Source organism: Spirulina sp. 06S082 (assembly GCF_034932145.1).
In the GTDB taxonomy this organism is placed as follows: domain Bacteria; phylum Cyanobacteriota; class Cyanobacteriia; order Cyanobacteriales; family Spirulinaceae; genus CCY15215.
The window spans coordinates 1-8,014 of the sequence record NZ_JAYGHV010000191.1 but is presented as its reverse complement, the minus strand read 5'-3'; the positions used below and the strand labels follow the sequence as shown (position 1 = coordinate 8,014).

Here is an 8,014-nt window from a genome sequence, read left to right as displayed (position 1 = left end):
GGCGCATCATTTAGCCTCTCATGGGTTTAGTGTCGTTTCCCTCGAACATCCCGGTAGCAGCATTGAAACCCTTGCAGGACTAACCCTTGATTTTAACCCCACGGATGTTTTACCCGCCGAAGAGTTTCTCGATCGCCCCAAGGATGTCAGTTTTGTTTTAGATGAATTAGAGCGCTTGGGTCAATATTGGGGTCATTTGCGAGAACGGTTCAAAACGCAACAAGTGACAGTTATCGGTCATTCTTTGGGGGGATATACCGCTTTAGCGTTAGCGGGGGGGGAACTAGATTTACGAGAATTGCGCTCTTTTTGCCAGCGTCGCACGCCATTAGGTCGCTCTCCGGCGGATTGGCTGCAATGTTCGGCGGCACAGTTACCCCATAGTAAACTCGAATTACGAGATGAGCGCGTCAAGCAGGCGATCGCCTTTAATCCCGTGATTGGCAAGCTCTTCGGGGAGGAAGGATTAGCACGAGTACAAATCCCCACCCTGATTTGGAGCAGTAGCAAGGATGCCGTTGCGCCATCTTTGGATCATCAATTGCGCCCTTTTAATCAATTAGCAGGGGAAAAATATTTTGTCACGGCGATCGGTGCAACTCACATGAGTGTAACCGATATTGGCAATACCGATAGTATTGTCTCCCACAGTAGTGTCATACCGGAGTTGATGGGGGAGGAGGCGGAACCGATACGAAAGTTAGTGCGGGGCTTAAGTTTGGCTTGGGTCAATCAATTAACCGATGACGCGGTTATTTATCGTCCCTTTCTTTCTTCTGCTTATGTTCAATCCCTTTCAACCCCAGAACTGTCAATGCGTTTGAGTCACAAGTTACCGACAACCCTCAATCTCTGGATGGAGATTGTAGAAAAAACCAATCAGCCTTTAGTCTATCAAGAGACAACGGAAGAGCAATCGGCCTTCCGTTTTTTTGAGGACGGATTTACCAAGATGAAACAGGTTATCCGTCCCCCTCGATACTGCACGGCGCAACTCAAGCGGATTTTTACTAAGGTCTTGAGTAATGAAGCGTAGTGTTTAGTGGTTGGTGGCTAGTGGTTAGTGTTTAGTGATAAACGATCAAACCAACTTTAGATCGGGGTATTCGGCGAGAATGTCGTCAGTGCTGAGGGTGTCGCCTTCGGCTTGGGGAGTCCAGAGAATTTCGAGGGCGAGGAGGCGATCGCTACCAATGCCACCAATAGCACGCAAAGATTGAGTTAAGTCTTCGGTATTATTAATCTTAGCTAACTCGAGTTTTCCTTCTACCCCAACTAAGAGGGTGACAATAATGTATTCCCCAGTTTCCGCACGAATTTGTTGAGCGAGATTCTCAGCAACAGAAGGTAAGGCGATGTCGTTATTTTGTACTTGGCGATCGACATTCGAGAGGGTTTCTGCTGTAAACTTGCTCCGTTCTGAGAGTGCTAATTGACTGAATTTGGCCTCGGCGGTTTCCCGTGCTGCGGTTTGGGAAAGGGTGGAACCATAAACCCAATATTCGGGATGGCGCAATAAGGCCAAACTAACTTCTTGTAAGACTTTAGCACGTCCGGCGCTTGTTCCTGTGTCCGCACTGCGTCCGAGGCGATCGAGGTCTGCTTTAAGGCTGCGGGCTTCGGCGAGTAAGCCAACTTGTACTTTACCGACGGAAATCTTGGTATTGCTAGAAATTCCTTCATTATTCCCCGCCAAACTCATGCCGCTATTGCGAAGGGTGTTGACGAGAAAGCTACCGATGGCAATAAAAATAAGTAGGGTAAACAAACTGCCACCGCCTCCAAAACCAAAGAAGGGGATGAGAAAGGGAAAGCCAAAGCCCCAACCAGGAGAGCGATAGCCGCCACCCCTGGGGGCATAACTGCGACTGGGGGCTGAATAAGAACGGGAAGGAGCGCGAAATGAACCGCCACCAATGCGCCCACCACTACGACGGGCCAGGGCTTCATCGCTATGAGCGAAAGTTAATATTAAAATTAAAACGCCGACAAATAGGGTTTTTAAGAACGGTTTTAGGTTTGTTAAGATTCTTTGCAACATGATGGCTTGATATTTTTGCGGACAGTTCCAATTTAGCAAAATCCTTGACTTTACGCGATCGCCCTCGCAGTCCGTCAGACTCAAATAACTTTACAATCTTCTTTCGGCTGTTTTCCACTTCGCAATTGTTTAATAAATCTTGATTAAAAGCTAAAAAATTTTACGACCCATTCGCAAAACCCCCGCAAATCGTCAACTTAGAATAACTTAATACAAATGATTGTTAAATTCCTACCCGAATGCCATCAACTTTCGCTAGATTAAAAGAATAATAACTTTCCGTTCAAATTTGCATATTTAAGTTGTGATGAGGGTGCATGGTAATGTTAAATTCTGTTTTACGAAAAATCCCACAAATTCCAGCCAAGCTGATTAAATTTCGCTTCTGGCGGTTTAATGTTTGTTTATCGATCGCAATCGGAATGGCGATCGCCAATACTTTTCCGGCGATCGCAGCCATGAGAATTGAAGGATTAAGCAAGGGAAATGTTGAGATTGCAGAAGTAGAAGTTCGCGATCGCGCTGAGTCCATGAGTGTTGATTCTCCTCTAGCTGACGGGTTTTATCTCTTTGGTGGTTCTCCTCAAGATGAACAATATGGGATTACTTATGTAGTTTTTGAAGTTCGTCAGGGTAAGGTAAACGGTGCATTATATGAGGTTAATTCTGAATATCGTTGTTTTGCCGGCACGTTAGACAACCAAAACCTGAATTTATTAGTAGAGGATTTTGAGGGAGAGGTTTATCCCTATGCGATCGCCCTTGAAGATCGCGGCACAATTGCCACAAATGAGGGCATTATGCGTATAGTTGGCTTGCAAGGCTATCATCAATTGGCAGAATTAGGGGATATCGATCGCACGCTCTTGAAGTCCTGTAGAGAGATTTAGCTTGAGATTTAGCTTGAGATTTAGCTTGAGATTTAGCTTGAGATTTAGCTTGAGATTTAGCTTGAGATTTATAAATGGAATCGTTAAACAAGGGGAAGATGAAAGCGAAATATACTTCCTTTACCCAGTTCACTTTCTACTTCGATTTTACCATTCTGTAACTCGATCAAACGGCGAGCAATGGCTAAACCAATTCCCGTTCCCCCAGAGTAGCGCGATCGCGATCGATCTGCGCGCCAAAATCGCTCAAAAACAAAGGGTAAATCTTGCTGAGAAATGCCGACTCCAGTATCTTCAACTGCGATCCAAAGGCGATCGCGATCGCGCCATCCTTTGACAGTAATTGAACCTGTTTCGGTATAGCGCAAGGCATTTCCAATTAGATTCACTAACACTTGTTCGGTGCGATCGAGATCGGCGATCGCCAGGGGAAGATTTTCAGCATATTCTAATCTTAAAGTCGGACTATCTTCCATCAATTGATCGGAAAAACGTTCCACCAAAGAAGTTAATAAAGGATATAAATTTACTGACTGTAAATGAATTGGCAAATATCCTGCTTCTGCTTTAGAAAGTTCTTGCAAATCGTGGGTTAAGCGTTCTAAACGCTTGGTTTCGCGAACCAAACGTAAATAGATTTCTGGAGAAGGTGCGATCGCGCCATCAGAGAGTTCTTCTAAATATCCTCGTACTACGGTTAAAGGCGATCGCAATTCATGGGTGAGATCGCTAATTAATTCTCTCCGTCTTTGTTCGACTCCTTCTAAACTATTCGCCATACGATTAAAACTCATTGCCAATTCATTTAATTCAGGAATATCAGTTGCTGGCATTCTTTCTTCTAGTTGTCCCGAAGCAAATTTTTGCGTAATTTGCTGCATAACATTTAAAGGTTTAGTAATCCGTTGAGCAAGCCAATAACTCAATCCTCCAGATGTGCTAATACCCACTGCAAAAGACCAAAATGTGCCGCTATTTAAGGCACTTTGAAATCCATTAATCAAATAAGTTCTTGCTGAACGAACAGTTAAAAATCCTCTTCTTTCTAATTGTTCTAAACGCAAAATAAAAAATCGTGGAGAAGAATATTTAACAATTGCAACAAACGTCCCCAATCCCAAAACAATGACGAGAATATGGGAAAAAAATAAGCGCGTTCTTAAATTAAATTTACTCATTAACTTGCTTTATTATTGTAGATTATTGGTTATTCATTAACTGAAAATAACCCGTAATTGTTTAATTAGTTGGCAACCAAATAAAACGTCCGGTTTTATCAATATAGCCTATTTTTCTATTAATTTCGACCTGTGCTAATCCATTAATAAAATTACTCGCTCTCTGAAACTGAGGCAGAATAACTAATTCTTCCTTGGGGTTAATAAAGCCAATATTTTGTCCATTTTTAATGCGCGCTAATCCTTCTGAAAATTCCCATGCAGACTCATATTTAGGAGAAATAACAATCTTTCCTTCAGCATTAATGAATCCCCATTTCCCACCTAATACGATAGTTGCAAATCCTTCTGAAAAATCCCCACCTTCTTCAAATTGAGGCTCAACAATAATCTCTCCTACCGTATTGATATAACCTACTTGCTTGCTACGAGAAATATAAGCTAATCCTTCTGAAAAATTTCCGACGCGATCGAATTGAGGCGCGATCGCAATGTCACCATTCTCATTAATAAAACCCCATTCTTCGCCTAATTTAACCGCCGCAAATCCTTCTTGAAATGGCCAAACGCGGTCGAAACTTGGTGCAACAACCATCTCGCCCATTTTATCGATTAATCCCCATTTTTTGCCTAATTGAACCGCCGCTAATTCTTGTTGGTTAAAATCTAAAGCATCCTCAAATTTTGCTGGGATAACAATGTCACCAACGGTATTAATAAAGCCCCATTTTCCTTCTATTTTAACGGCGGCGAGTCCTTGAGAAAAATCTCTCACAGCTTCAAATTGTAACGCGATCGCAATCTCTCCTTCTTGATTGATAAAACCGCTTTTTTCTCCTTGAATCACTTGTGCTAACCCAGCAAAAAACTCGCCAATATGATCGAATTGTGGTTCAATAATTATATTGCCATTGCGATCGATTAATCCTCCCTTCCCATCGATGGCGATCGCGGCGACTCCTTGAGAAAATCGCCTTGCTGCCAAGGAAAACATAAATTGGGGTTCAATAACAATATTTCCCTCTGTGTCGATATAACCCAATTTTCCCTCTTTGAGAATAGGAAATAATGTGTTCGGTTCGGTGTTATACTCGTTAGATTGCACTTGCTCCTTCTCCTGAGAGGTCTGTGCTAAAATCAGTTGGGGAAACCCCAAAATTGTTAAACTTAGAAGCAGCGAAATTGAATATTTCATAGTCATAGTATAGTTTGTAGTTTAAATAAAGGAGAGCGAAAATTTATTGTTCACTATTAAAACACCAAGGCAGTATCCTAATTAACAACCAAATAGTTTATTAATGTTCCTAATTTCCTTTATTTTAAAATTTTATAAATTAATTACACAACATTATACATTATTCTAGTATACTATTGTTAAAGGTTAAATGTACCACCAAGTACATTGGTTCTTTATAACTAATGTAACTAAGACGATGCAAGATATAAATTCACACAACACCATGAAGGTCAAATTCAAGAATCCACCACTGAAAGAAGTTGTTTTTTCAGTAAATTTTGAAACGCTAAAATTTTCTTCTGTTCATTTTGGTAAGTATTGGGAAATGATTAAAAATGAGTTTCCTATACTACCAGAAGATAAAATACCAACTTCTAGAGAAGAAGATATTTTATTGTCACTACCACCTCTTCGGAGGGTCGTATTTGGGAGTGAGGATGAACAAAGTTTGATACAGTTACAGAAAAATAATTTTGCTTTTAACTTCAGATATAAACAAGATTGTGAATATCCACATTTTCCAAAGTTACTTGACGAATTTTCAAGACATTGGAAAAGTTTTAGTGATTGGTGGAAACTAGAATCAGGAGAACAGATCGCTCCTCCATTGCACTGTAAATTAACATATCTGAATATAATCGATCGAGAGTTTGGTTGGCAAGAGTCTAAAGATAATCAGAAAATTTTTACTGTTTTTCAAAAAAATTGGCAAAATTATCCTCAGTATCCAGAACTACTGAATTGTGAAACTCGTTTTACTTTACCCGATGGCCTAGGATATGTTGATGTAGATATTCAAAAAGGGCAAATAGAAACGGATGAACTCAATAAAATTGATGCAATGTTATTTTCTCTCACAGCAATGAGTCAAGACAAACCGAATAATCTTGTTAAATGGTATAATCAAACCCACGATCATATTTTACAAATCTTTTCGAGTTTAATTCGAGAAGAGATACAAGAAAGCTGGGGAAAGTCTTATGAACACTGATTTGCTCTCTCGTGAGGATGTTATTTTTTCGCGGTATTCTCAAGAATCTCCAAGACAAACTCATTCGATATGGTCTTGTAGACATCAAATACCAAGTAAAATACAAAAACAACCTGAGTTTTTATCACCTACGTCATTTTCTCGCGATCCAGAACCTGACACGGAGTTAACTGTTTTAAACAATATAGGTATAATAAATTTGCTTGGATGGTATTTTAAACATTTACCAGATCGGAGGATTAAAGTTTGTAAAAATATTGCTACTTCTATTGTTTCAATAGAAGAGATTGTAGAAATTCTACAATGGGGAAATAAAACTAATATCAGAGATAGTTACGATGGTGCGATCGCTCTTTTAGCTGAATGTGATGGTAATCTTCTAGCTCAATTAATGCTTTTGGGACATACACCCTATGGTCAATATATTAATGTTTTATCTCCTGAAAAGTGGGAAATATTAATTAAATCTGTTGCTTGTTCGCAAAAAATACAGGTAATGAAAAAATATAGTTTGATAGTAGGATTCATGAATAATTACAATCTTTGGGGTAGATTAGTTAAATCTGCCATAATCGATTTTTTCTGGATTGTAGAAGATGAATTAGATGATATTGAGCTAATTCATCCAATTTTAGAGAGATTTATCCGTGACTCGGATTTATATATTCGTAAATATGCCCAAGAAGCTCTTGATGATATTTCCTAAATAGTTTACTTAAATTCTTTTGAGGATATATGAATTTATTGCAAAATTGAGATGCACCCAATTAAAATGCTCCCTACTCTTGAAGATTTTGGAATATCTCCCCCTGTATATATTCGTAAAATTAACAGTCGAAGTAGTTGGAAGCCCGATCCTGAGATAAGCGATCCAAGAAAACGTCTAGAAAAAATAGCAGAGGCAAGTTTTGACGAAACTTCTAGTATTTGGTTAGTGAACTCCGAACAAGACTTTTATAGTGTGATTGCCTCTTTAAGTGCTAATAGAACTTCCCGACATCAGGATATAGATTTTATTTGGTTAACCGATCAAGAATTAGATAGTGTAGGTATTCAAAAAAATCAAGTTATGGAAGGAAGGTGTTTATTTGCTCAAAAATTGCATTACGATATTGAAATCAAAAAAGAATCAGCAATACAGTTATGCGATTTATTAAAACAAAATAATCGTCAATCTCTACGCTGTAAGAAAAAACAAACAAAATCAATACTTATTCATCAAGAGAAAATAGGATGTAAGGCACTTAACGATAATCAAGAACTTTGTCAATGTCAGTTAGAAGGTTTTGTCTAAAATGCAACGTTATTTATTAGTTTTGAAATTATTTTGGAGTACCGCGATCGCCGCAGAACTCGAGTATCGTTTGAATTTTCTCATTGCGACTCTCAGTAGCTTAACCAATCTTTCGGGTAGCTTATTTGGTCTATTTTTATTTTATCGTACCGGTTATGAATTCAAAGGCTGGAATTGGGAAGAAGCATTAATTGTTTTAGGTGTTTTCACTTTACTCCAAGGATTTTCAGCAACATTTCTCATTCCCAATCTTAACAAAATTGTCGAACAAGTTCAAGAAGGAACATTAGATTTTGTGCTACTCAAACCTATCAGTAGTCAATTTTGGCTCTCAGCGCGAACTATGTCCCCTTGGGGTTTGCCAGATTTAGTTTTTGGCATTA

At 39.2% G+C, this 8,014-nt stretch carries 9 protein-coding genes; 6 read left to right on the top strand and 3 right to left on the bottom strand.

The features are described from left to right. The coding region (locus VB714_RS13730; protein ID WP_416309679.1) for an alpha/beta hydrolase family protein at window positions 1–1,036 on the top strand (1,036 nt) is incomplete at its 5' end. Between the two features lie 45 nt (window positions 1,037–1,081). On the opposite strand, the gene VB714_RS13725 is transcribed toward VB714_RS13730, so the two are convergent. Continuing rightward, window positions 1,082–2,041: a DUF1517 domain-containing protein gene (locus tag VB714_RS13725; protein WP_323225072.1), complete on the bottom strand. Its 960-nt coding sequence runs from the start codon at window positions 2,039–2,041 to the stop codon at window positions 1,082–1,084. A 323-nt stretch (window positions 2,042–2,364) separates the two neighbouring features. Here VB714_RS13725 and VB714_RS13720 point away from each other — a divergent pair, with 323 nt between their 5' ends. After that, the gene (locus tag VB714_RS13720) at window positions 2,365–2,931 is read left to right on the top strand and encodes a hypothetical protein (RefSeq protein WP_323225070.1); all 567 of its coding nucleotides are present in this window, start codon (window positions 2,365–2,367) and stop codon (window positions 2,929–2,931) included. 83 nt (window positions 2,932–3,014) lie between these two features. On the opposite strand, the gene VB714_RS13715 is transcribed toward VB714_RS13720, so the two are convergent. Then, complete coding sequence (locus tag VB714_RS13715) at window positions 3,015–4,109, bottom strand: HAMP domain-containing sensor histidine kinase (protein ID WP_323225068.1); 1,095 nt, start codon at window positions 4,107–4,109, stop codon at window positions 3,015–3,017. A gap of 61 nt (window positions 4,110–4,170) precedes the next feature. Then, complete coding sequence (locus VB714_RS13710; RefSeq protein WP_323225066.1) at window positions 4,171–5,304, bottom strand: WG repeat-containing protein; 1,134 nt, start codon at window positions 5,302–5,304, stop codon at window positions 4,171–4,173. A 238-nt stretch (window positions 5,305–5,542) separates the two neighbouring features. Between VB714_RS13710 and VB714_RS13705 the strand changes: the two genes are divergently transcribed. From VB714_RS13705 to VB714_RS13690, 4 genes are all read left to right on the top strand, one after another. Then, entirely contained in the window at window positions 5,543–6,337 is a 795-nt protein-coding gene (locus VB714_RS13705; protein ID WP_323225064.1) for a TIGR04255 family protein, read from the top strand. After that, a complete protein-coding gene (locus VB714_RS13700; RefSeq protein WP_323225062.1) occupies window positions 6,327–7,043 on the top strand; it encodes a hypothetical protein in 717 nt (238 codons plus the stop codon). The genes VB714_RS13705 and VB714_RS13700 overlap by 11 nt, the downstream gene beginning before the upstream one ends. A gap of 51 nt (window positions 7,044–7,094) precedes the next feature. After that, window positions 7,095–7,631 (top strand): hypothetical protein, encoded by a 537-nt coding sequence (locus tag VB714_RS13695; protein WP_323225060.1) that lies wholly within the window; start codon window positions 7,095–7,097, stop codon window positions 7,629–7,631. 1 nt (window position 7,632) lies between these two features. Next, a partial coding sequence (locus tag VB714_RS13690) for an ABC-2 family transporter protein (protein WP_323225059.1) occupies window positions 7,633–8,014 on the top strand: 382 nt, incomplete at its 3' end.